Genomic DNA, 21,392 nt, shown 5'->3' on the forward strand with positions numbered 1-21,392 from the left:
GATCATATTCGGTCAGTGTTCAAAATAACGCCGAGCGCTGATAGACACAATATCACAAAGATAGTTTCTATCATTTTCCATCAGAATGGTTTAAAAGAGTCGGATAGTTAGAGCGAGGCAGCGATGGCGAAACGGCCGACGATCACCGACCTGGCACGCATTTCGGGGGTCAGCGTTGCCACCGTCGACCGGGTGCTGAACAACCGCTTGCCGGTGCGCGAGGAAACCGCGCGCCGCGTCTATGACGCCGCGACCAGCATCGGCTATCACGCGGCCGGATTGATCAAGCAGCGGATGCGCCATGAATTGCCGGAGTATCGCCTCGGATTTCTGCTGTTGCGGCGGGAAGACGTCTTCTACAGCGAATTTGCCCGCGAACTTGAACTGGCAGTATCGCAGTCGCCGCGCTTTCGAGGCGTGGCGACCATCGACTTCGCCGATTCGCTGGCGCCGGATGAGATCGTCGAGCGGATGCGCAAGCTGGCAGCCAAATCCAGGGCCGTCGCCTTGGTCGGGCCTGATCACCCGACGCTGACGGTGGCCGTCGAGGCGCTCAAAGCCAACGGCGTACCGGTGTTCTCCCTGCTTTCCGACTTTGCGTCCGGCATTCGCGAGGGCTATGTCGGCCTCGACAATCGCAAGGTTGGCCGCACCGCTGCCTGGATGATCTCGAAGGCCGCGAAGAGACCTGGCAAGGTCGCCCTCTTCGTCGGCAGCCATCGCTTCCACGGCCACGAGCTTCGCGAGATCGGTTTTCGCTCCTTTTTTCGCGAGCAAGCGCCGGAATTCACTCTCCTTGAGACGTTGGTCAATCTGGAAGCGAACCAGATCACGCATGATGCAATGATCGAGCTTCTGGCCCGCCACCCCGATCTTGCCGGCTGCTATGTCGCCGGTGGCGGCATGGAAGGCGCGATCTCGGCGCTGAGGGAGGCAAAGCCGGCAGAGATGCCAGCGGTCGTCTGCAACGAGATCACGCCTGACTCCCGCGCGGCGCTGGCGGATAATTTCCTGACGATGGTGATCTCGACGCCTCTGGCAGCGCTTTGCCGCGAGCTTGTCGGGCTGATGGCGCATGCCATCGAGACCGGCGCCGCGAATGCGCCGGGTCAGACCTTTCTGCCCTTCGACATTTATCTGCCGGAAAACATCTGACGTCGCGGTCATTGGCGGCAGACATGATGTAATCTATCAGAACGCTTTCAGGCCCGGCTTGCCTGAGCGTTCGTCTAAAAGAGCTCGAAATGCCGAAAATCCATTCCTCATGGCGAAATCTCGCTTGACGCCCACGCGAAATGGAATAAATATTTCACCAACTGAGCATTTTGGTTCTTTCGTTCCGGAAGATCTGTTTCAGGCAAATGCCTTCCGGAACTAAAATGGCAATCGGGAGAGAATTCCCTGCGAGATCGGGGATTCCGGGTAGATCGGTGCAGCCGGACACCAATGTGGAGGAGAAATAAAATGAAAAAACTGCTTTTGGGCGTCGCGTTCGCGGCGCTAATGAGTTCGTCCGCCTTTGCTGCCAAGATCGGCGTGTCGATGGCGTTGTTCGACGACAATTTTCTCACCGTGCTGCGCAACGGCATGATCGAGCAGGCCAAGGGCATGGACGGCGTCGAGCTGCAGGTGGAAGACGCGCAGAACGACGTCGCCAAGCAGCTCGACCAGATCAAGAACTTCGCCGCCTCGGGCGTCGACGCAATCATCGTCAACCCGGTCGACACCTCGGCCACCCAAGCGATGTCGGACGCAGCCGCCGCTGCCAAAATTCCGCTGGTCTATGTCAATCGCGAGCCGGTCAACGTCGACACGCTGCCGGAAAACCAGGCTTTCGTCGCCTCGAACGAAGCCGATTCTGGCACGCTCGAGACCAAGGAGGTCTGCCGCCTGTTCAAGGAAGCCGGCAAGAAAGAGGCCAATGTCTATGTGATCATGGGCGAGCTGTCGAACCAGGCCGCGGTGCAGCGCACCAAGGACATCGATGATGTGATTGCCACGCCGGATTGCAGCTTCATCAAGATCATCGACAAGCAGACGTCGAACTGGAAGCGCGAAGAAGCGCAGAACCTGATGACCAACTGGCTGTCGACCGGCAAGCCGGTCGACGGCGTCATCGCCAACAATGACGAGAGCGCCATCGGCGCTATCCAGGCGATGAAGGCCGCCAATATCGACATGAAGTCGGTTGTCGTCGGCGGCGTCGACGCTACCCAGGACGCGCTAGCGGCGATGCAGGCGGGCGACCTCGATGCGACGGTGTTCCAGGACGCAGCCGGCCAGGGCGCTGGCGCGCTTGATGCTGCGCTCAAGCTAGCGAAGGGCGAGAAGGTCGAGCACAAGGTCTACATCCCGTTCCAGCTGGTCACGCCGGCAAATATCGACAAGTTCCTGAAGAAGAACTGAGGCGGACCTGTCCGATACGGAGCGGCGCGCCAAAGTAAGACAGCGCCGCTCCGCTTTTTCCCCCTCGGCCTGAACAGCGCCGGGTGGAGACCGTGGCTGACGGAGGAAGCACGATTGGCACAGACATCTCACGGCGTCGGCGGGCTCAGCTATGATGCGAAGCGGCGCGCATGGCCGGCCGAATTCAACGTCTTCCTGGCGCTCGTCATCCTGGTCGGCGCTTTCGAGCTGATCGGCCGGGTTTTCCTGGGCGACAGCTTCCTGTTCAATACCCGCGACAATATCGATGCGATCTTCAACGAAGCGCGCCTGCAGATCATCATCCTGCAGGTGTCGATCGTCGGTATCATTGCCATCGGCGTGACGCAGGTGATCATTACCGGCGGCATCGACCTGTCCTCGGGTTCGATCGTCGGCGCCACGGCGATGATAGCCATGAGCTTCGCCCAAGTGGCGACGGTCAACGGCAACCCGAACCCCAAGGCGATGTTCATTGCCCAGGGCTGGACCGACCTGCCGGTGATCGTGCCGGTGCTCGTCGCAATCGGCTGCGGCCTGCTGGCCGGCCTGGTCAACGGTGCCTTGATCGCCTACACGCGCATCCCGCCGTTCATCGCCACGCTTGGCATGATGGTCACCGCGCGCGGCATCGCCAAATGGTGGTCGAAGGGGCAGCCGATCTCGTTTCCGACCGAGAGTTTCGCCGCCATCGGCAAGGGGCTGATGCCGGTCATCATTTTCATTTCGCTGGCGGTGCTGTTCCAGCTGATCCTGAGCTACACCAAATATGGCAAGCACTGTTATGCAATCGGCTCCAATGAGGATGCCGCGCGCATGTCCGGCATCAACATCGCCAACCACAAGATCCTCGTCTACGTCATTGCCGGCATCCTTGCCGCGCTCGCCGCCGTGGTGTTGAGCTCGAAGAATCTCACTGCCCAGGCCGGCATGGGTGTGATGTACGAGCTCGATGCGATCGCCATGGCGGTCATCGGTGGCGTGTCGCTGTCGGGCGGCCGCGGCTCGATTATCGGGACGGTGATCGGCTCGCTGATCTTCGGCGTCATCATCTCCGGCTTCACCTTTTTGCGCCTCGACGCCTATTATCAGGAGATGGTCAAGGGCGTGATCATCGTCGGCGCAGTCGTTCTCGACCAGTGGCGCCAACGCCTGCGGGCAATGAGGGCTTGATCATGTCGGACATCGTCCTGAAAACCGAAAACCTGACCAAGTATTATGGCGGCGTCCATGCGCTGGAGGGTGCCAACTTCGAGCTGCGCAAGGGCGAGCATGTCGCCATCATGGGCGACAACGGTGCCGGCAAATCGACCTTCGTGCGCCAGATCACCGGCGTCGAGCAGCGAACCAGCGGCAGGATGTGGTTCGACGGCAAGGAAGTGAATTTCGCCGGGCCGATCGAAGCCCGCGAGGCGGGCATCGAGACGGTGTTCCAGAACCTGGCGCTCGCCGACGACCTCGACGTGCCGTCGAACCTGTTCCTCGGCCGTGAAAGAGTGCTGTTCAATCTTGGGCCCTTCTCGATCCTCGACCGCAAGTTCATGCGCAAGGCGACCGAAGCAGCCCTGGTCCGCACAGCGGTCAAGATCCCCAACCTTTCCAACACCATCCGCCACATGTCGGGCGGCCAGCGCCAGTGCGTGGCGATTGCCAGAACCGCGACCTTTGCTTCCAAGCTCATCATCATGGATGAGCCGACGGCGGCGCTCGGCGTGCAGGAGACGATGCAGGTCGAAAACATCATCCGCACGCTGAAGGAAAATGGCGAGCCGCTGATCCTGATCTCTCACAACATGCGTCAGGTGTTCGATCTGGTCGACCGCATCGTCGTTTTCCGGCGCGGCCGCATCGTCGCCAATTTGCGCAAGCAAGATACCGATGGCAACGATATCGTCTCCTACATCACCGGCGCCAAGACCGGGCAGGCGGAACTTGCGGCGTAAGGCCAACGTCGTGTTACGGGGGCTGACACGCCTTCTCTTTCCAACCATTCTCAAAGGAAATTCTTCATGCTTCGCTTTGCTCTTCTCGGTGCCGGCCGTATCGGCAAGGTCCACGCCCGTGCGGTGGGCTCCAACCCGCAGGCCAGGCTGGTTGCGGTTGCCGACGCCTTCGAGAAGGCGGCGACCGATTTGGCCTCTGCCTATGGCGCCGAAGTGCGCAGCATCGATGCCATCGAAACTGCCAGCGATATCGATGCGGTCGTCATCTGCACGCCGACCGACACCCATGCCGATCTGATCGAACGCTTCGCCAGGGCGGGCAAGGCGATCTTCTGCGAGAAGCCGATCGATCTCGACGCCGGCAGGGTGGAACAATGCCTGGCCGTCGTCGACAAGGCCGGCGCCACCCTGATGGTCGGCTTCAACCGCCGCTTCGATCCGCATTTTGCCGCCGTGCGCAAGGCGATCGACGACGGTGCGATTGGCACAGTCGAAATGGTGACCATCACCTCGCGCGATCCCGGTCCACCGCCGCTCGACTATATCGGCCGCTCGGGCGGCATCTTCCGCGACATGACCATCCATGATTTCGACATGGCGCGCTTCCTGCTCGGCGAGGAGCCGGTGGCGGTCAGCGCGCACGCTTCGGTGCTGGTCGACAAAAAGATCGGCGAGGCCGGCGACTTCGACAGCGTCAGCGTCATCCTCGAAACTGCCTCCGGCAAGCAATGCGTCATCTCCAACTCGCGCCGAGCCACCTATGGCTACGACCAACGCATCGAGGTGCATGGCTCGAAAGGCATGATTGCGGCCGAGAACCAGCGGCCGGTGTCGATCGAACTCGCCAATGAGAAAGGCTATACGCGGCCGCCGCTGCACGATTTCTTCATGACTCGTTATCTCGACGCTTATGCCAACGAGATCGCTGCCTTCATCGCGGCAGCGACGTCAGGCAAGAAGGCGGCGCCGAGCGGCAAGGACGGGCTGGTGGCGCTCAGGCTGGCAGATGCGGCGCTGAAATCGGCCAAGGAAGGCAAGACCGTCCGCCTCGACAAAACAATCTGACTATCAAGCACAGGAGCAAGGCGATGAACGGTTCAGCCGGTCGCAATTCCGAAACACGCGCCATCGTCACCGGCGGCGCACAAGGCATCGGCTTTGCCGTCGCCGAAGCGCTGGCCGATGAGGGCTGCCGGGCGCTAGCGCTGATCGGCCGCTCGAAGGAGAAGGGCGACAAGGCTGTCGCCATCCTCAAGGGGGCAGGCGTCGATGCCATCTTCATCAGCGCCGATGTCGCCAAAGTCGCCGACTGCAAGCGTGCGGTCGAAACGGCGATTGGCCATTGCGGCACCGTCAACGCGCTGGTCAACGCCGCCGCCACCTCGGCTCGCGGCTCACTGGTCGAGACCTCTGAGGATCTATTCGACCAGATATTCCAGACCAATGTGCGCGGCCCGTTTTTTCTGATGCAGGGCGTGGTGGCGCATCTGCTGGCGCGCCAGGCACCGGGCTCGATCGTCAACGTACTGTCGATGTCGGCGCATTGCGGCCAGTCGTTCCTGGCGCCCTATTCATCGAGCAAGGGAGCGCTGGCGACGCTGACCAAGAATGTCGCCAATGCCCATCGCGGCAATCGCATCCGCTGCAACGCGGTGCTGCCCGGCTGGATGGACACCGAGGGCGAGGCAATCGTGCAGAAGAAATGGCATGACGCGCCGGACGACTGGCTTGAAAAAGCCGAGGCCGCGCAGCCGATGGGCCAATTGGTGAAGCCGGCGCAACTTGCCCGATTGATCAGCTATATGATCAGCCCGCAGTCCGGCGTCATGACTGGGTCGCTGGTCGACTACGACCAGAGCATCGCGGGGGCGTCACCGGAATAGGATCAGCCGTGTAGCCTTGCGTCAGAAGCAGTTTGCCATAAGTGGCCGAGATGCCCAAAATATCAAAGCCGGCATAATCGGTTCCGATCGACCTCACTCAGGCACACGGGCTCTGAAACCCTCTCCTTCCCTGTTGCCGCCGTATCGCCATTCCCATATAGTCAAGATAGTCAAGATAGTCAGAATGGTCATGGGAGGTCGAAATGCCGTCTGCGCCCAGAGAGGATACTAACTGGACGGTCGCTGGGGCAAAGGCCCGGCTCTCGGAGGTTATCGAGCGCGCGCAATCTTCGCCGCAGACGATCACCAGAAACGGTAAGCCAAGCGTGGTTGTCGTCTCGGCCGAGGAATGGCAGCGGAAGACCGCGCGCAAGGGTACGCTTGCGGAGTTCCTGCTGGAGTCGCCGCTGCGCGGCGCCGATCTCAACCTTGAGCGCCAGCGCGACGAACCGCGTGATCTGCCGCTGTGAGGCTTCTGCTCGATACGAATGTCCTGTCCGAGGTGACAAGGCCGGCGCCGGATGTGCGCGTTCTGGACTGGCTGGGCGGGCTTGATGAGGACCGCTCATTCATTAGCGTCGTGTCGATCGCGGAGATCCGGCGCGGCGTCGCCCTCATGGACGAGGGCCGGAAACGCGAGGCACTGGCCGAATGGCTCGCACGGGACCTGCCGCAGCGCTTCGAGCAGAGAGTTCTTCCGGTGGACGAACCGGTTGCCTTGGCGTGGGGCGACCTGATGGGCCTTGCGAAGCGCCGCGGTCGCGGTCTGTCGTCGATGGACGGCCTGATTGCAGCCACGGCGATTGCGCAGGAACTCACCTTGGCAACGCGTAACACGAAGGATTTCGAAGACTTCGGAATTGAACTCGTCGATCCCTGGACTGCATGAACCCGCTCGGCGCTGCATGCTGGGCCACTACGTCAGTAGCATCATCAGACACGTGACAATCGCCTCGGCTTCGACTATATGAGCCTCATGATCAACCTGACCGCCACCTATTGGTACTTTAGCAGCTCGCTGGCGGCGGGAGGATTGCGCTCGATCTGAAGATTGCAGCAGCAAGATCCGAACAGCCGCCAGACCTGGCGGCTTTTTTGTTTCAGCCGGCAGGTCTCCCAATCAGGAGCAGAAAGCCGTGTTGACCACCACAGACGATCTTCGGGTCAAGGAAATAAGGGAATTGAGTACGCCGGACGAGGTGATGCGGGAGATACCGCGCACACTGACGGCGACGCGGACCGTTGCCGCGTCACGCAATGCTATCCATGCCGTGCTGACCGGCACCGACGACCGGCTGGTGGTCGTCGTCGGCCCCTGTTCGATCCACGACCCGGCCGCTGCCGTAGACTATGCCAGCCGCTTGGCATCGCTGCGAGAGAGCCTGTCGGACCGGCTGGAGATCGTGATGCGGGTGTATTTCGAGAAGCCGCGCACGACGGTCGGCTGGAAGGGCCTGATCAACGATCCCGACCTGGACGGCAGCTTCAACATCGACAAGGGGCTGCGGATGGCCCGCAACGTGCTCGCCGCCGTCAACAATCTCGGCCTGCCGGCGGCGATCGAATTCCTCGACATGGCCACCCCGCAATATATCGCCGACCTCGTCGCCTGGGGCGCGATCGGCGCGCGCACGACCGAGAGCCAGATCCATCGCGAACTGGCATCGGGCCTGTCCTGCCCGGTCGGCTTCAAGAACGGCACTGACGGCAATCTGCGGATCGCCGCCGAGGCGGTGAAATCGGCCGCCCAACCGCATCATTTCATGGCGGTGACGAAGGGCGGACGCAGCGCCATCGCGACGACCACCGGCAACGAGGACTGCCACGTCATCCTGCGCGGCGGCATTCAGCCCAATTATGACGCAACAAGCGTCGCGGCTGCCTGCGCGGAACTCGGCCGGATCGGCGTGGCGCCGCGGCTGATGATCGATGTCAGCCACGCCAACAGCAGCAAGAAGCCGGAAAACCAGCCAGGGGTGGCGGCTGACGTGGCTGGCCAGGTCGCGGCAGGCGACGAGCGCATCATCGGCGTCATGATCGAGAGCAACCTCGTCGCCGGCCGGCAGGACGTCGTGCCGGGCAAGCCGCTCGTCTATGGCCAGAGCATCACCGATGGCTGCATCGACTGGGCAGCCACCGAGACGGTGCTTCACGGCCTTGCCGACGCCGTCGAGCGGCGCCGGTCGGTGCGCCGAAGCATGATATCAAGCCGTTCAGGCGCCGCCTGAGCACTTCTCCTTCTCCCCTTGTGGGAGAAGGTGGATCGGCACGCAGCGCCGAGCCGGATGAGGGTGCTGGAAGAAACTCGGCGTAAAATATTGAGGGATTTTAAGCGCTTATTTCTTCGCTGTAGCGACTCCAACACCCCTCATCCGACCGAGCTTCGCTCGGCCACCTTCACCCTCAAGGGGAGAAGGGGAAGCCAGCGCCGGGCTTACTACCGCACAGCGATCCAGCGCTGTTCCGCGAACGAGCGCGCCATCGCGTGCACCGTGCGCTCGATCTCCAGGCCTTCGTCGAAGTCGATGATCCGCGCCGGCTTGCCGGCAAGCCGCGTCAACAGTTCCCGGCATTCGATGATCTTGAGGTCATTAAAGCCAAGGCCGTGGCCGGGCGCCGGCAGGAAGGCGTCGTAAGGCCTGTGGTGCGGGGCAACCAGGACTGTCCGATAGCCTTGCTCCGTCGGTCGGTCGGCTGTCAGATAGAGCTGGAACTCGTTCATCCGCTCCTGGTCGTACAGGATCGAGCCCTTCGAACCAAAAATCTGGATGGCGATCCGGCCCTTGCGGCCCCAGGCCGAACGGTTGACCAGCAACGTGCCGGCAATGCCGTTTTCGAGATGCATCAGGATGCTGGCGATGTCATAGGTCTCGACGGCGCGGCGCCCGCCCGAGGCGACGCGGCGTTCGGCATAGGGCCTGGCCATGTCGCACATGACTCGGGCGACGCGGCCGAACAGTACCGCTATGAGCGACAGCGGATGCACGGCGAAATCGTCGAGCGCGCCGTAACCGGACGCCGCCTCGTGCTTCCAGAAGAACAGCGCCTCCGGATCGGCCATGAAGTCCTCGTCCATCTCGATACGCAGATGGTTGACCTCGCCGATGATCTTCTCGTCGAGCAGCGCGCCGATATGGCGGATCGCCGGGTTCTGAATATAGTTATAGCCCAGCGCGGCAACCTTGCCGGATTTCCGCGCGGCCGCAGCCATCGCTTGCGCCTCCGCAAAACTTGGCGCCATCGGTTTTTCACACCACAGATGCTTGCCGGCTTCGAGGATGGCGATGGCCATTTCCGGGTGGAACTGGTTCGGCGTAGTCAACGAGATAACATCGACGTCGGGATCGTCGACGACTGCGCGCCAGTCGCCGGAGGCCTTGGCGAAGCCGAATTCGCTGGCACGGCGTTTGGCAAGGTCCTCGTTGACCTCGCCCAGATGGACCAGCCTTGGCTTGTCGACATCGGGAAAGACGGTGCCGACCGCGTTCCAGGCAATGGCGTGGCACTTGCCCATGAAGCCCGTGCCGATAAGACCTACGCCGACCATCCGCTTGCCTCCCTGTGTGCAAAATTTTGTGTGGATGAATTAGTCCATTTTGTTTGCAAATGGAACGCTTGTCTCATTTTTTATGGTGTTCTTGCACAGGTCCGCTATGATGGGGCACAGAGGGAACCGACGATGAGCCTGGGCGGAGCGACGATGGACGAACGGGTGCCGCGCGATTTCGAAACGCTGCGGGCGACGATCCTGGAGCGGCGTCAGAGCCTGCCGAAACGTATCGCCCAGATCGCCGCCTATGCGCTCGACAACCCCGACGATATCGCCTTCGGCACCGCTGCCAGCATCGCCGCCTCCGCCGGTGTTCAGCCTTCGACCCTGATCCGCTTTGCCCAGCAGCTTGGCTTTGACGGTTTCACCAGCCTGCAGCTGGTGTTTCGCGAGCGCCTGCGCGAGCGCAACTCGTCCTACGATGAAAGGCTGGCGGCATTGCGCGCCAAGGCCGAGGAAGGCGCCGGCCACCGGGCGATTTTCGACGGTTTCGTCGCCGCAGCCAGCACCTCGCTCAACGACATTTCGCGCACGCTGAATGAAGACCATTTCGAAGACGCAATCGCCGTTCTGGCCAAGGCGGAAACCATTTATGTGCTGGCCAAGCGGCGCTCCTACCCGGTCGCCTCCTATATCGCCTATGCGTTGGGCAAGCTCAAGATCCGCAACCAGCTGATCGAATCGGCCGCCGGCCTGAACGCGGAGATGATCGGCTTTGCCTCTCCAAGGGATGCCGTCATCGCCATCAGCTTTTCGCCCTATGCCCCTGCCACCATCGAGGAGGCGCGCGTCATTTCGGAGCAAGGCGTGCCGATCGTGGCGATCACCGACAGCTCTTTTTCGCCGCTCGCCCAATTCGCCAGGGTCTGGTTCGAGGTCGCCGAGGCCGATTTCGCCGGCTTCCGCTCGCTGTCGGCGACGATGGCTTTGGCCATGGCGCTGACCGTTGCCGTCGGCGAGAAGCGGCGCGATAGCGGCCGCAAGCGCAAGGCCTAGATCACCTCTATTGCCGTTTCGCCTTCTGCCAAAAGCCGCGCTGCGTCGCGGGCAGGCGGCGACCCGAACTGGCGGGCATACTCCCGGCTGAACTGGGAAGCACTCTCATAGCCGACAGCGAAGGCGACACGCGCCACGTTGCCCGGCTGAGCAATCAGCAGATGGCGGGCTTCCAGCAAGCGGATTTGCTTTTGATACTGGATTGGGCTCATGGCCGTCGCCGCCTTGAAGTGACGATAAAACGCAGCACTGCTCATATGGGCGATCTCGGCCAGATCGCCGACCCGGACCGGCTGATGGGGGTGCGAACGGATCCAGGCGATCGCCCTGCCGATCCGGGACAGATGGCCATCGGCGCGCGCAAGTTCACGAAGCTTTCCGCCCTGGGGGCCTTGCAGGAGCCGAAACAGCATCTCCCGCTCGAGCATGGTCGCGAGCACGGGAATCTCCGCTGGCCGGTCAAGCAACCGCATCATTCGACGCAACGCGTCGAGCAGATCGTCATCAACGGGAGTGGTGGAGAAGAAACTGTCGCCACCGAGGGCTGGCGCGTGCTCGACGAGGAGCGCGGCGACGGCTTGCAGGTCAAGGGTCAAGCCAATGGCCAGATAAGGACGCGCCGCGCTCGCTTCGACTATCTGGCTGATAGTGGGCGTCTCGACAGTGTAGATGAAATAGCTGGCCGGCTTGTAACGAAGAGCCCGGGAGCCGATCAGGACCGTCTTTGCGCCCTGCAATACGAATAAGATCCCCGACCCCCACACACCCGGCAATGGTGCCGTGGCGACTTCGCTGCAGCCGATCGAAACGCGGGGAACCGCCGTTCTTGTTCGTCGCCCGCGCGCATGGCGGCCGGCGATCTCGATCAACTCCTGCAGCGCCTCGTTCATTGCGCCAGCATCGCGCATTCACGCTGGCCGCGCAACAGCGTGAGAGGATTAGGCAAGAGCCTGAGAATTTCCGGCGCGCGGCGCCCGCTGCCTCGCGCCATTTGTGGGTCTTCCACAAGAAAAATGGAGACACCGAAATGACGACTTCGAAGACCGCGCTGGTGACCGGCGCCAACAAGGGTATAGGCCGCGAAATCGCCCGGCGACTGGCGACCATGGGCTTCAAGGTCTGGCTCGGCGCCAGGAGCGCCGAACGCGGCATGGCGGCGGCGCAGGCATTGTGCGCGGAAGGCCTCGACGCAGAGTGGCTTGAGCTGGACGTCACGAGGGATGACAGTGTGAAGGCGGCAGCCAAGGCGCTCGGGCAGGCCAGCCCCTGCCTCGACGTGCTGGTGAACAACGCCGGCGTCGCCATCAATTACGACCTGCCGCCGAGCCAGCAGCGGATCGCCGACATCCAGGCCACCTACGACGTCAATGTCTTCGGCCCGATCCGCGTGACACAGGCATTCCTGCCGCTGCTGCTGGCAGCACCTGCTGCCCGTATCGTGATGGTGAGCAGCTCCACCGGGTCCATCGGCCGGGCGCTCGATCCCGCCACCGCGAATCACGCCGTCAATATGATGGGCTACGGCAGCTCCAAGACAGCCTTGAACGCCATCACCGTGGGCTTCGCCAGGGAGCTCGCGCTCCAGGGCATCAAGGTCAACGCCGCGGCGCCCGGCTATACCGCCACCGATCTCAACGGGTATAAAGGTCAGCGCACGGTGCAGCAGGCAGCCGAGATCGTCATTCACCTGGCGACCCTGGACGCCAATGGCCCGACCGCCGGGTACTTCAACGATGACGGCCCGCTTCCTTGGTAAATCAGCTGGTTTCAGCGGCAGACGCTTGACGTTCGTCTGACTTCAAAGTTTCTCACCGCGCCGGCCTTTGCAGAGCACTTTTCGGCCTTGGGAATGCTCGTTCCATATTGACTATGGATTGGAATTATTATTTCATATTACCGGCGCCACGCTGCCGCTCGCGCGTGTTACCCAAGACAACAAAGCCGATGGGAGGTTCGAATGGGCGAAGCCGTGGAAGCGAGACATGCGCCGCTCGACATCATCACGATCGGCCGCGCTTCCGTCGATCTCTATGGCCAGCAGATCGGCTCGCGCCTCGAGGACATTACTTCGCTTGCCAAGTCGGTCGGCGGCTGTCCAGCCAATATCGCGGTCGGCACTGCCAGGCTCGGCCTGCGCTCGGCGTTGCTCACCCGCGTCGGCAATGAGCAGATGGGCCGCTTCATCCGCGAGCAGCTGACCCGCGAGGGCGTTTCGGTCCAAGGCCTCAAGACCGATCCGGAGCGGCTGACCGCCCTGGTGCTGCTGTCGGTCGAGGATGAGGGCGTCTCGCCGATGATCTTCTATCGCAGCGATTGCGCCGACATGGCGCTTTCGGAAGACGATATCGATGAGGCCTTCATTGCTTCAGCACGCGCGGTCGTCGTCACCGGCACGCATTTTTCACGGCCCAACAGCGACGCCGCGCAACGCAAGGCGATCCTTGTCATGAAGGCCAAGGGCGGCAAGGTGGTGTTCGACATCGACTACCGCCCTAACCTGTGGGGCCTCGCCGGCCATGCCGAAGGCTTCGAGCGCTATGTGAAATCCGACCGCGTCTCGGCGCAGTTGAAGACGGTGCTGCCCGACTGCGATCTCATCGTCGGCACCGAAGAGGAGATCATGATCGCCTCCGGCGCAGACGATTGCCTGAGCGCGCTGAAAACCATCCGCTCGCTGTCGACGGCGACCATAGTGCTGAAGCGCGGTGCCATGGGCTGCATCGTCTATGACGGGCCGATCAGCGACGATCTCGAGGACGGTATCGTCGGCAAGGGGTTTCCGATCGAGGTCTACAATGTGCTCGGCGCCGGCGACGCTTTCATGTCGGGCTTCCTGCGCGGCTGGCTCGGCGAGGAAAGCCTGGCGACGGCCGCGACCTGGGCCAATGCCTGCGGCGCCTTTGCCGTATCGCGGCTGCTCTGCGCACCTGAATACCCGACTTTCGAGGAATTGCAGTTCTTCCTGAAAAACGGCAGCAAGCATCTGGCGCTGCGCAAGGACGAGGCGATCAACCACATCCATTGGGCGACCACGCGCCGGCGCGACATCCCCTCTCTGATGGCGTTCGCCTGCGACCACCGCGTCCAGCTGGAGGACGTCGCGGCAAAGGCCGGCGCCGATCCGTCGCGAATCCCGGCTTTCAAGGTGCTGACGGTCAAGGCTGCGGCAAAGGTCGCGGCTGGCCGCGGCGGCTATGGCATGCTGCTCGACGAAAAATACGGGCGCGAGGCGATGTTCGAATTCGCCCACCATTCCTTCGCCTGGCTCGGCCGGCCGGTCGAGTTGCCGGGTTCGCGGCCGCTTCGCTTCGAGTTCTCGCAAGACATAGGCTCGCAACTGACCGAATGGCCGGTCGACCACTGCATCAAATGCCTGTGCTTCTATCATCCCGACGATCCCGCGGCGCTGAAGAGCGAACAGCAGCAGAAACTGCGCGCTTTGTTCGAGGCCGCGCGGAAAGTGGGGAGAGAACTTCTGGTCGAGATCATAGCCGGCAAGCACGGCAAGCTCGACGACATGACCATCCCGCGGGCGCTTGAGGAACTCTACGCACTCGGCATCAAGCCCGACTGGTGGAAGCTCGAACCGCAGGCATCGACCGGCGCATGGGCAAAGATCGAGGCGGTGATCCTGAAGAACGATCCGTGGTGCCGCGGGATTGTACTGCTGGGTTTGGAAGCACCGCAGGACGAATTGGAAGCGGCCTTCGCCGCCACCGCCAAGGCGCCCATCGTCAAGGGTTTCGCTGTCGGCCGTACCATCTTCATCAACGCGGCCGAACAATGGCTTGCCGGCAAGATGTCGGACGATGAGGCGGTTGCCGACATGGCGTCGCGCTTCGAGAGGCTGACCGAGGCATGGCTTGCCGTGCGCGGCCGCAAAGCAGCATAAGAAGGCGCGGCATAAGGACTGCGGAGGAAAACGACATGACCAAGACAATCCGCCTGACGATGGCGCAGGCGCTGACCCGCTTTCTTGCCCAACAGATGGCCGAGATCGACGGCAAGAAAGTGCCGATCTTCGGCGGCGTCTGGGCAATCTTCGGCCACGGCAATGTCGCCGGCGTCGGCGAGGCGCTCTACCAGGTCCGCGACGAATTGCCGACGTTCCGTGCCCATAACGAGCAAGCGATGGCGCATGCGGCGATCGCCTATGCCAAGTCCAATTTCCGCCGCCGCTTCATGGCGGCGACCAGTTCGATCGGCCCTGGCGCGCTGAATATGGTGACGGCGGCAGCACTTGCGCATGTAAACAGGTTGCCTGTCCTGTTTCTGCCCGGCGACGTCTTCGCCAATCGCATTCCCGATCCCGTCCTGCAGCAAGCCGAGGATTTTTCCGACGGTACGGCGACGGTCAATGACTGCCTCAGGCCGGTGTCGCGCTATTTCGACCGCATCACCCGGCCGGAGCAGATCATGCCGGCGCTCAACCGCGCCATGCAGGTGCTGACCGATCCGGCTGAGTGTGGCCCGGTAACGCTGGCGCTGTGCCAGGACGTGCAGGCCGAGGCCTATGATTATCCCGAGAGTTTCTTTGCCGAGCGGCTCTGGACCCAGCGGCGAGCGCGCCCGGACCGCCAAGAGTTAGCAGCTGCAGTGGCGGCGCTGAAGAGCGCGAAGAAGCCATTGGTGATTGCCGGCGGTGGCGTGCTCTATTCGCAAGCGTCGGATGAATTGGCGAAGCTGGCGCAAGACGCTGGCATTCCGGTGTGCGAGACGCAAGGCGGCAAATCCTCGCTGCCCGACGATCATCCGCTGAACATGGCGGCGGTCGGCGTTACCGGCACTTCGGCTGCCAACAGGCTGGCCGAAGAGGCCGACGTCGTGCTTGCCGTCGGCACCAGGCTGCAGGATTTCACCACTGGCTCCTGGGCGTTGTTCAAGAATTCCGGCAAGACCATGATCGGGCTCAACGTCCAGCCTTTCGATGCCGGAAAGCACCAGGCGCTGCCGCTGGTCGCCGATGCGGCTGAAGGGCTCGCCGAACTCGGTGCGGCGCTGAAAGGCTGGAAAGCTCCTTCTGGCTGGACCGACAATGCGATCAGCGGCAAGAAGGACTGGCAGGCGGATGCCGGCAAGGTGACGGCGTCGACCAATGCCGCCTATCCGTCCGACGCGCAGGTGATCGGCGCCGTACAGCGCGCCATGGGCTCCGGCGTGGTACTGCTCCATGCCGCCGGCGGCTTGCCCGGCGAATTGCACAAGCTATGGCAGGCGGGCGCGCCCGGCTCCTATCATGCCGAATACGGCTTCTCGACCATGGGCTACGAAATCGCCGGCGGGCTTGGCGTGAAGAAGGCCAAGCCCGACGAGGAGGTTGTGGTGATGATCGGCGACGGCTCCTACCTGATGCTCAATTCCGAGGTCGCTACGTCGGTGATGCTCGGCCTCAAGCTGACCATCGTGCTGCTCGACAACCGCGGCTATGGCTGCATCAACCGGCTGCAGATGGCGACCGGCGGCGCCAACTTCAACAATTTGCTGAAGGACGCTCGTCACGAGACCTTGCCCGAGATCGACTTCGCCGCGCATGCTGCAAGCATGGGTGCGATTGCCGAAAAAGTGGCGTCGATCGCCGGGCTGGAAACGGCCCTGGCGCAAGCGAAGAAGAATACGCGAACGACCGTGCTGGTCATCGACACCGACCCGCTGGCTTCGACCGAGGCCGGTGGAAGCTGGTGGGATGTCGCAGTGCCGGAAGTCTCGGCACGGCCGCAAGTGAACGCGGCGCGCAAGAAATATGAGGAAGCGCTGAGCGGGCGGCGGTTTTAACGCGCCCGCCAACGCCGCCTCGAATGTCAGAAATTGGAGTGACGACTTGAAAGCCAAACTGGGCATGTCCCCGATTGCATGGTGGAACGACGATCTTGCCGAACTCAGCGATGATGTGTCGCTGGAGGAGTGCCTGCGCCAGTCGCGCTCGGCTGGCTTTACCGGCATGGAAATGGGCCGCCGCTTTCCCAACGATCCGGAGATCATGCTGCCGATCCTGAAAGAGGCCGACGTGACGCTGTGCGGCGGCTGGTTCTCCGGGACGCTGGTCGACGAAGACATGGCGAAGAACAAGGTTCGTATCCAGCCGATGATCGACCTGTTCAAGGCGGTGAATGCGCCCTGCATCGTCTATGGTGAAGTCGGCCGTTCCATCCAGGGCGACCGCTCGAAACCGCTTGCCATCAAGCCGAGGCTGTCGGACGATGAGATGAAAGCCTACGCTAGGCGGCTAACCGAGTTCGGCGAATGGTGTGCCGGGCAAGGCATGCCGCTCTCCTACCATCATCATATGGCGGCGGTGATCGAGACCGAGCCGGAGCTCGACGCTTTCATGCGCTATTCGGGAGAGGGCATTCCGCTGCTGCTCGATGCCGGTCACCTGGCCTTTGCCGGCGGCGATGTGCTGCGCGCGATAGACAACCACCACCGGCGCATCAACCACGTGCATGTCAAGGACGTACGCATGCAGGTGATCCAAAAGCTGGATCGCAACAAGCAATCCTTCCTCGACGCGGTAGCACTTGGTGCCTTCACCGTGCCGGGAGATGGATCGCTGGATTTTGGCGCCATCGTCCAGAGGCTCGCCAACCACGGCTATGAAGGCTGGTTCGTGGTCGAGGCCGAGCAGGATCCGAAGAAGAACCCGCCACTCAAGATGGCACAGGTCGGCTACAAGGAATTGATGCGGGTGATGACGGCGGCCGGCTATACGGTTGAGACACTGGGCTTTCCCAATGCTTGAGAGTTCGCGAGGAAGGGCTGACCCGATGCCGGCGTTTATCCGATGAAAGACTCCGAGCACCCGTTTTTCCGGCCTTTGTGGCGGCGCGTCGCCATTGTCGCGGTCTGCCTGGTCTGGTCGGTGATCGAATTCGCTACCGGCACGCCGTTCTGGGGCGTGATCGCGCTCGGCTTCGCCGGCTATGCGGTCTGGCAGTTTTTCTACCTCTACAAACCGGCCGACGAAGACAAGCCATCGGCAAACGCCAAACCGAAGGAATGACCATGTCGAAGCTGCTCGTCAAAGCCAATAAGGGCCACGGCCGCATAGCCCATGTGACGCCGCAAAACGCCGGCTGGACCTATGTCGGCTTCGATCTGCATCGGCTGAGGCCCGGCGACACCGCTTCCGGGCAAACCGCGGATCGTGAGGTCTGTCTGGTATTCGTCACCGGCAAGGGCAAGGTCAAGGCCGGCGGCAAGGATCTCGGGCTCCTGGGCGAACGCATGTCGCCGTTCGAGGGCAAGCCGTGGTCGGTCTATGTGCCGCAGGGCTCGGAGTGGTCGGTGAGCGCCGATACCGATCTCGAACTCGCCGTGTGCTCGGCGCCGGGGCTTGGCGGCGGTCTGCCGGTCCGCATCATTGCGCCGAAGGATCTCGGCCAGGAGACCCGCGGCAAAGGCACCAACACGCGCTACGTCACCAACGTCCTGCCGGAGGGCGAGCCGGCCGATTCCCTGCTGGTGGTCGAGGTCATCACGCCCGGCGGCCACACATCGAGCTATCCGCCGCACAAGCACGACCAGGACAATCTGCCGGCCGAATCCTATCTCGAAGAGACCTATTACCACCGCCTCAACCCGCCGCAGGGCTTTGCTTTCCAGCGCGTCTACACCGATGCCGACCAGAACGGCTCTCGTTCGCTCGACGAGGCGATGGCGATCGAGGACGGCGACGTCGTGCTGGTACCCAAGGGTTATCACCCCTGCGCCGCCTGCCACGGCTATGATCTCTATTATCTCAACGTCATGGCCGGACCGAAGCGGACGTGGAAATTCCACAACGCGCCCGAGCACGAATGGCTGATGGCCTGACCGTTTCCCCTTCGCTTCTCAACCGCTGGTCCAAGCCGAAAAAATCGTCGGCTAATGACCAGGCTGTGTCGTTTTGTTACCGAAAACGCTGCAAAGCTTCGTCATTTCGTCATGCAAATCGCCTATGGCAGCGGGGCTGACGAGGAACTTCGATGCGCTACGCGATCTATTTCACCCCCCTGCAGGACGAACCGCTGGCGCGGATCGCCGCCAATTGGCTCGGCCGTGATCCCTTCGGTGCCGCCACGAGGCCGGTCGAGGCGGTGGGCGAGTTGTCGGCAGCGGAAGTTGCCTTCCATACCGCCTCGGCGCGCCGCTACGGCTTTCATGCGACGCTGAAGGCGCCCTTCCGGCTGGCTTCAAACGAGACGGAGGCCTCGCTTCGCGCCGCACTCGACGATTTTGCCGAGGCGACGCCGGTGGTGACGGTCCCGCGTCTCGTCGTCAGCCAGATCGACAGCTTTTTCGCGCTCGTGCCGGAAGCACCGCTGCCGGGGCTCAACCGTTTCGCCGATGATGTGGTGCGCGGCTTCGACCGCTTTCGCGCGCCGCTGACAGACGCGGAGATTGAACGCCGCAGCCCCGACTCGCTGAAGCCCGATGAGTTCCGCAATCTCTGCCAATGGGGCTACCCCTATGTCTTCGAGACGTTTCGTTTCCATATGACCCTGTCCGGCCGGGTGTCGTCACAGGAAAGCCCTCGTCTTCGCCTAGCAATCGACAGCCTGTTTGCGGACGTGCTGCAACGGCCGGTGCCGGTGGACGCGCTGACGCTGTTTGTCGAAACTGAGCCGGGTGCGCCGTTCATGGTGCTGTCCCATCACGCGCTCGGGCGCCGCCCGGCCAGAAGAACTGCCTGAGATGACTATTTCCTTTAACCGCATTGTGCGACGCCAATCCATTTTCAGTTGGCTGCAAAATGCTCCGAGGACTGCCTGAAATGACCGCCGAGACCGTTCTTGACAACGCCCGCATCGTGCTTGCCGACCAGATCGTCGAAGGGTCGATCGTGCTGCGCGACGGCGTGATCGCCGACATTGCTCCCCGCGCTGGCCGCAGCGGCGAGGACATGGGCGGCGACTTCATCATCCCTGGCCTGGTCGAGCTCCACACCGACCATCTCGAAGGCCACTACGCGCCACGGCCGAAAGTGCGTTGGAACCCGATCGCCGCGGTGCTCGCCCACGACGCGCAGGTGGCGACCGCCGGCATCACCACCGTGCTCGACGCCTTGCGCGTCGGTATGGACGAGGACGCCGACCTGACGGCCGCCGACATACGCAAGCTGGCCGAGGCGATTGAGGACAGCGTCCAGCAGGACCGGCTCAGGGCCGACCATTTCATCCATCTGCGCTGCGAGGTTTCGGCGCCGGACTGCCTCACAGCCTTCGCCAATTTCGACGGCGACGAGCGGGTCAGGCTGGCGTCGCTGATGGACCACGCGCCGGGACAGCGGCAATTCGTCGATCTCGAAACCTATGCGTATTACTACCAGCGCAAGCTGAAGCTGACCGATCGCGATTTCCAGAAATTCTGCGAAAAGCGGATGGCGGAATCGGCGAAGAACTCGAGCCCGAACCGCAGCTTCATCGCCGCTGCGTGCAAAGAGCGCGGTATCGTGCTCGCCAGCCATGACGACGCAACCGTCAGCCATGTCGATGAAGCGATCGAGCAAGGCGTCCGTGTCGCCGAGTTCCCGACCACCGAGGAGGCGGCTCGGGCTTCGAAAGAGGCAGGGCTCGGCGTTTTGATGGGCGCGCCGAACGTCATGCGCGGCGCTTCGCATTCGGGCAATGTCTCGGCCCGCACACTGGCCGGCGACGGCCTGCTCGATATCCTGTCATCGGACTACATTCCGTTCAGCCTGATCCAGTCGGCCTTTTTCCTCGGCGACGTGGTCGAGGGCATCTCGTTGCCTCAGGCAGTGGCGATGGTGTCGAAGAACCCGGCCGAGGCTGTCGGCCTCACCGATCGCGGTGTCATCGAGCCCGGCCGGCGCGCCGATCTGGTTCGCGTGCGCGTCGACGATCACGTCCCGGTTGTCCGCACGGTGTGGCGGCAGGGACGGCGGGTCGCATGATGGTGTCGGCATCGGTCGAGCGTGAATTGTCCGCCGCGGGATTTCCAATCCGCGACGGCGTCTTCGTCGCCGTCGTCGGACCGAGCGGTGCCGGCAAGGACACGGTGATCGGCTATGCGCGCGCCATGTTTGCCGACGAGAGCCGACTGGAGTTCGTTCGCCGGGTGATCACCCGGCCGAGCGATGCGGCCACCGAGGATCACGATACGCTAGCCGACGCTGCCTTCGTCGAGGCCGAAGCGGATGGCGCCTTCGCGATTTCCTGGGAGGCGCATGGCCTGCGCTATGGCATCCCGGCCGAAGTCGACTGGTCAGTCTCCAACGGCCGTGTCGCGATCGCCAACGTCTCGCGCGCGATCATCCCGACGCTGCGGGACCGCTACGCCAATCTGGCTATCGTCGAGATCACGGCTGCACCGGAGATCCTGGCCGAGCGGCTGGCCTTGCGCGGGCGCGAGTCGCGCGGCGAAGTGCTGGCACGGCTGGCGCGCAGCGCCAATGTGGCGCTGTCCGGACCGGGCGTCACCTCCATCGACAATAGCGGCCCTCGTGAAGCCGCCGGCGAGCGCTTCACCGAGGTGCTGCGCAAGGCCATGGCCTTCTCCGACATGTCGGGCCTCATCTAAGGCGCGCCCATCCGATGCATTCGGGATGGGCGCTACTTGTCTAACCCATATCTTTTTGGAAACCGGTATCCACTGTTCGGG

21 protein-coding genes are annotated in these 21,392 nt (G+C 62.7%); 19 read left to right on the plus strand and 2 right to left on the minus strand.

Features of this window, described 5'->3' with window-relative positions:
• The first annotated feature begins 123 nt into the window (after positions 1-123).
• The 9 genes from NKJ93_RS22960 (at position 124) to NKJ93_RS23000 (ending at position 8,478) form a co-directional block, all read left to right on the plus strand.
• The gene (locus tag NKJ93_RS22960; protein ID WP_023718248.1) at positions 124-1,155 is read left to right on the plus strand and encodes a LacI family DNA-binding transcriptional regulator; all 1,032 of its coding nucleotides are present in this window, start codon (positions 124-126) and stop codon (positions 1,153-1,155) included.
• A gap of 309 nt (positions 1,156-1,464) precedes the next feature.
• Entirely contained in the window at positions 1,465-2,406 is a 942-nt protein-coding gene (locus NKJ93_RS22965; RefSeq protein ID WP_352591236.1) for a sugar ABC transporter substrate-binding protein, read from the plus strand.
• A 114-nt stretch (positions 2,407-2,520) separates the two neighbouring features.
• On the plus strand, positions 2,521-3,597 hold the full coding sequence (locus tag NKJ93_RS22970) for an ABC transporter permease (RefSeq protein ID WP_352495260.1): 1,077 nt from the start codon (positions 2,521-2,523) through the stop codon (positions 3,595-3,597).
• Between the two features lie 2 nt (positions 3,598-3,599).
• On the plus strand, positions 3,600-4,367 hold the full coding sequence (locus tag NKJ93_RS22975) for an ATP-binding cassette domain-containing protein (protein WP_254815918.1): 768 nt from the start codon (positions 3,600-3,602) through the stop codon (positions 4,365-4,367).
• A 66-nt stretch (positions 4,368-4,433) separates the two neighbouring features.
• On the plus strand, positions 4,434-5,432 hold the full coding sequence (gene iolG, locus NKJ93_RS22980) for an inositol 2-dehydrogenase (RefSeq protein ID WP_023718244.1): 999 nt from the start codon (positions 4,434-4,436) through the stop codon (positions 5,430-5,432).
• Between the two features lie 23 nt (positions 5,433-5,455).
• Complete coding sequence (locus NKJ93_RS22985; protein ID WP_023718243.1) at positions 5,456-6,250, plus strand: SDR family oxidoreductase; 795 nt, start codon at positions 5,456-5,458, stop codon at positions 6,248-6,250.
• Positions 6,251-6,453: 203 nt separating this feature from the next.
• Positions 6,454-6,720, plus strand: coding sequence for a type II toxin-antitoxin system Phd/YefM family antitoxin (locus tag NKJ93_RS22990; RefSeq protein WP_023718242.1), 267 nt, complete (start codon positions 6,454-6,456; stop codon positions 6,718-6,720).
• Positions 6,717-7,139 carry a type II toxin-antitoxin system VapC family toxin gene (locus NKJ93_RS22995; RefSeq protein ID WP_352591239.1) on the plus strand — a complete coding sequence of 141 codons (423 nt, stop codon included), beginning with the start codon at positions 6,717-6,719 and terminating at the stop codon, positions 7,137-7,139. The genes NKJ93_RS22990 and NKJ93_RS22995 overlap by 4 nt, the downstream gene beginning before the upstream one ends.
• A gap of 247 nt (positions 7,140-7,386) precedes the next feature.
• Positions 7,387-8,478 carry a 3-deoxy-7-phosphoheptulonate synthase gene (locus tag NKJ93_RS23000; protein WP_352591241.1) on the plus strand — a complete coding sequence of 364 codons (1,092 nt, stop codon included), beginning with the start codon at positions 7,387-7,389 and terminating at the stop codon, positions 8,476-8,478.
• Positions 8,479-8,687: 209 nt separating this feature from the next.
• On the opposite strand, the gene NKJ93_RS23005 is transcribed toward NKJ93_RS23000, so the two are convergent.
• Positions 8,688-9,797: a Gfo/Idh/MocA family protein gene (locus tag NKJ93_RS23005; RefSeq protein WP_023718239.1), complete on the minus strand. Its 1,110-nt coding sequence runs from the start codon at positions 9,795-9,797 to the stop codon at positions 8,688-8,690.
• A gap of 153 nt (positions 9,798-9,950) precedes the next feature.
• Between NKJ93_RS23005 and NKJ93_RS23010 the strand changes: the two genes are divergently transcribed.
• Complete coding sequence (locus NKJ93_RS23010) at positions 9,951-10,796, plus strand: MurR/RpiR family transcriptional regulator (protein ID WP_352484502.1); 846 nt, start codon at positions 9,951-9,953, stop codon at positions 10,794-10,796.
• Here the strand turns inward: NKJ93_RS23010 and NKJ93_RS23015 are convergent.
• Positions 10,793-11,686 carry an AraC family transcriptional regulator gene (locus tag NKJ93_RS23015; protein ID WP_023718237.1) on the minus strand — a complete coding sequence of 298 codons (894 nt, stop codon included), beginning with the start codon at positions 11,684-11,686 and terminating at the stop codon, positions 10,793-10,795. The genes NKJ93_RS23010 and NKJ93_RS23015 overlap by 4 nt on opposite strands.
• A 137-nt stretch (positions 11,687-11,823) precedes the next feature.
• Between NKJ93_RS23015 and NKJ93_RS23020 the strand changes: the two genes are divergently transcribed.
• From NKJ93_RS23020 to phnN, 9 genes are all read left to right on the plus strand, one after another.
• Complete coding sequence (locus NKJ93_RS23020; RefSeq protein ID WP_023718236.1) at positions 11,824-12,552, plus strand: SDR family NAD(P)-dependent oxidoreductase; 729 nt, start codon at positions 11,824-11,826, stop codon at positions 12,550-12,552.
• A gap of 201 nt (positions 12,553-12,753) precedes the next feature.
• Entirely contained in the window at positions 12,754-14,688 is a 1,935-nt protein-coding gene (locus tag NKJ93_RS23025; protein WP_352591244.1) for a bifunctional 5-dehydro-2-deoxygluconokinase/5-dehydro-2-deoxyphosphogluconate aldolase, read from the plus strand.
• A 35-nt stretch (positions 14,689-14,723) separates the two neighbouring features.
• Positions 14,724-16,568 (plus strand): 3D-(3,5/4)-trihydroxycyclohexane-1,2-dione acylhydrolase (decyclizing), encoded by a 1,845-nt coding sequence (gene iolD, locus NKJ93_RS23030; protein ID WP_352591247.1) that lies wholly within the window; start codon positions 14,724-14,726, stop codon positions 16,566-16,568.
• Between the two features lie 46 nt (positions 16,569-16,614).
• Positions 16,615-17,532 (plus strand): myo-inosose-2 dehydratase, encoded by a 918-nt coding sequence (gene iolE, locus NKJ93_RS23035; protein ID WP_023718233.1) that lies wholly within the window; start codon positions 16,615-16,617, stop codon positions 17,530-17,532.
• A gap of 42 nt (positions 17,533-17,574) precedes the next feature.
• Positions 17,575-17,793, plus strand: a complete 219-nt coding sequence (locus NKJ93_RS23040) for a DUF3329 domain-containing protein (RefSeq protein ID WP_023718232.1) — start codon at positions 17,575-17,577, stop codon at positions 17,791-17,793.
• Positions 17,794-17,795: 2 nt separating this feature from the next.
• Positions 17,796-18,605: a 5-deoxy-glucuronate isomerase gene (iolB, locus tag NKJ93_RS23045; protein WP_352484309.1), complete on the plus strand. Its 810-nt coding sequence runs from the start codon at positions 17,796-17,798 to the stop codon at positions 18,603-18,605.
• A 152-nt stretch (positions 18,606-18,757) separates the two neighbouring features.
• Positions 18,758-19,465: a DUF1045 domain-containing protein gene (locus NKJ93_RS23050; protein WP_023718230.1), complete on the plus strand. Its 708-nt coding sequence runs from the start codon at positions 18,758-18,760 to the stop codon at positions 19,463-19,465.
• Positions 19,466-19,545: 80 nt separating this feature from the next.
• Positions 19,546-20,685 (plus strand): alpha-D-ribose 1-methylphosphonate 5-triphosphate diphosphatase, encoded by a 1,140-nt coding sequence (locus NKJ93_RS23055; protein WP_023718229.1) that lies wholly within the window; start codon positions 19,546-19,548, stop codon positions 20,683-20,685.
• The gene (phnN, locus tag NKJ93_RS23060) at positions 20,682-21,311 is read left to right on the plus strand and encodes a phosphonate metabolism protein/1,5-bisphosphokinase (PRPP-forming) PhnN (RefSeq protein ID WP_023718228.1); all 630 of its coding nucleotides are present in this window, start codon (positions 20,682-20,684) and stop codon (positions 21,309-21,311) included. Before NKJ93_RS23055 ends, phnN begins: the two co-directional genes overlap by 4 nt.
• Positions 21,312-21,392: the final 81 nt, after the last annotated feature.

The organism is Mesorhizobium sp. M0028, assembly GCF_040323855.1.
Taxonomy (GTDB): domain Bacteria; phylum Pseudomonadota; class Alphaproteobacteria; order Rhizobiales; family Rhizobiaceae; genus Mesorhizobium.

Bases quoted from the DNA above. Each gene is read 5' to 3' on its own strand.
- NKJ93_RS22990 (WP_023718242.1), top strand. From the start codon at position 6,454: ATGCCGTCTGCGCCCAGAGAGGATACTAACTGGACGGTCGCTGGGGCA.
- NKJ93_RS23020 (WP_023718236.1), top strand. From the start codon at position 11,824: ATGACGACTTCGAAGACCGCGCTGGTGACCGGCGCCAACAAGGGTATA.
- iolB (WP_352484309.1), top strand. From the start codon at position 17,796: ATGTCGAAGCTGCTCGTCAAAGCCAATAAGGGCCACGGCCGCATAGCC.
- NKJ93_RS23050 (WP_023718230.1), top strand. From the start codon at position 18,758: ATGCGCTACGCGATCTATTTCACCCCCCTGCAGGACGAACCGCTGGCG.
- NKJ93_RS23015 (WP_023718237.1), bottom strand. From the start codon at position 11,686: ATGAACGAGGCGCTGCAGGAGTTGATCGAGATCGCCGGCCGCCATGCG.
- NKJ93_RS22975 (WP_254815918.1), top strand. From the start codon at position 3,600: ATGTCGGACATCGTCCTGAAAACCGAAAACCTGACCAAGTATTATGGC.
- NKJ93_RS23010 (WP_352484502.1), top strand. From the start codon at position 9,951: ATGGACGAACGGGTGCCGCGCGATTTCGAAACGCTGCGGGCGACGATC.
- NKJ93_RS23025 (WP_352591244.1), top strand. From the start codon at position 12,754: ATGGGCGAAGCCGTGGAAGCGAGACATGCGCCGCTCGACATCATCACG.
- NKJ93_RS22965 (WP_352591236.1), top strand. From the start codon at position 1,465: ATGAAAAAACTGCTTTTGGGCGTCGCGTTCGCGGCGCTAATGAGTTCG.
- NKJ93_RS23040 (WP_023718232.1), top strand. From the start codon at position 17,575: ATGAAAGACTCCGAGCACCCGTTTTTCCGGCCTTTGTGGCGGCGCGTC.
- NKJ93_RS22960 (WP_023718248.1), top strand. From the start codon at position 124: ATGGCGAAACGGCCGACGATCACCGACCTGGCACGCATTTCGGGGGTC.
- phnN (WP_023718228.1), top strand. From the start codon at position 20,682: ATGATGGTGTCGGCATCGGTCGAGCGTGAATTGTCCGCCGCGGGATTT.
- NKJ93_RS23005 (WP_023718239.1), bottom strand. From the start codon at position 9,797: ATGGTCGGCGTAGGTCTTATCGGCACGGGCTTCATGGGCAAGTGCCAC.
- NKJ93_RS23055 (WP_023718229.1), top strand. From the start codon at position 19,546: ATGACCGCCGAGACCGTTCTTGACAACGCCCGCATCGTGCTTGCCGAC.
- iolG (WP_023718244.1), top strand. From the start codon at position 4,434: ATGCTTCGCTTTGCTCTTCTCGGTGCCGGCCGTATCGGCAAGGTCCAC.
- NKJ93_RS22985 (WP_023718243.1), top strand. From the start codon at position 5,456: ATGAACGGTTCAGCCGGTCGCAATTCCGAAACACGCGCCATCGTCACC.
- iolD (WP_352591247.1), top strand. From the start codon at position 14,724: ATGACCAAGACAATCCGCCTGACGATGGCGCAGGCGCTGACCCGCTTT.